Annotated in this window: 1 protein-coding gene; it reads left to right on the top strand. The window is 59.7% G+C overall.

Going from position 1 to position 1,104, the window contains the following annotated elements; translation table 11 throughout:
- Positions 1 to 42: 42 nt before the first annotated feature.
- Positions 43 to 1,104, top strand: a protein-coding gene (locus J8I33_RS34230; RefSeq protein ID WP_209940000.1) for an IS3 family transposase whose coding sequence is annotated in 2 segments (ribosomal slippage) — positions 43 to 304 and positions 304 to 1,104 — 1,063 coding nt annotated over the 2 segments. Because the reading frame shifts where the segments join, the coding sequence is not laid out codon by codon here. This gene is flagged as partial in the annotation.

The raw sequence follows: 1,104 nt of genomic DNA, 5'->3' as shown, positions 1-1,104 counted from the left end.
GGGATCAGAAGTAGAATTTTCTCGTTGAGGGAGTTCTACAGAATGAAGAAGTCGAGATTCACGGACAGCCAGATCATGGATGCGCTCAAGCGCGTGGAGGCGGGGCTGGCGGTACCGGACCTGTGCCGGGAACTGGGCATCAGCACGGCGACGTTCTACAAATGGCGCTCGAAATATGGTGGCATGGATGTGTCGCTGATCGCACGGATGAAGGAACTGGAGGCTGAGAATGCCCGGCTGCGCAAGATGTACGTCGAGGAGAAGATCAAGGCAGAGATCGTCGCGGAGGCACTCGCAAAAAAGGGCTGAGGCCATCTCGCCGGCGCGAGATGGCCAAGCATGCGGTGTCCAGTCGAGGCGTGTCGATCCGGCTGGCATGTGAGGCGTTCGGGATCAGCCAGACTTGCTATCGGTACGCCAACGTGCGCGATGCCGAGAACGACGAGATTGCGAACTGGCTGCTGCGTCTGACCGACAACCACCGGAACTGGGGCTTCGGGTTGTGCTTCCTGTACCTGCGCAACGTGAAGAGCTTCGGCTGGAATCACAAGCGGGTGTACCGGATCTATCGCGAGGTGGAGTTGAACCTGCGGATCAAGCCGCGCAAGCGGCTGGTCAGACAGGTACCTGAGCCGCTGGCGGTACCGTCTGCCGTCAACCAGGTCTGGTCGATGGACTTCATGCACGACCAACTGGCCGATGGGCGCAGCATCCGGCTGTTCAACGTGATCGACGACTTCAACCGCGAAGCGCTCGGAATTGAGATCGACTTCTCCTTGCCGTCGGAGCGGGTGATCCGTGCGCTACGGCAGATCATCGGTTGGCGTGGCAGGCCGAAAGCGATTCGGTGTGACAACGGCCCCGAGTACCTAAGTGCAGCGATCACCGAATGGGCCCGGCAGTACGACATCAAGCTCGACTACATCCAGCCGGGGAAGCCTCAGCAGAATGCGTATGTCGAGCGATTCAACCGGACCGTGCGATACGAATGGCTGTCGCAGTACCACTGGGAAGACTTGGACCATGTGCAGCGCTTCGCGACCGACTGGATGTGGACTTACAATCACGACCGCCCGAACATGGCCCTGGGCGGATTTACGCCGA

The organism is Burkholderia sp. AcTa6-5, from assembly GCF_017815075.1.
In the GTDB taxonomy this organism is placed as follows: Bacteria; Pseudomonadota; Gammaproteobacteria; order Burkholderiales; family Burkholderiaceae; genus Burkholderia; species Burkholderia sola.
The sequence above is the reverse complement of the archived record's forward strand: the minus strand, read 5'-3'. Positions and strand labels throughout refer to the sequence as shown.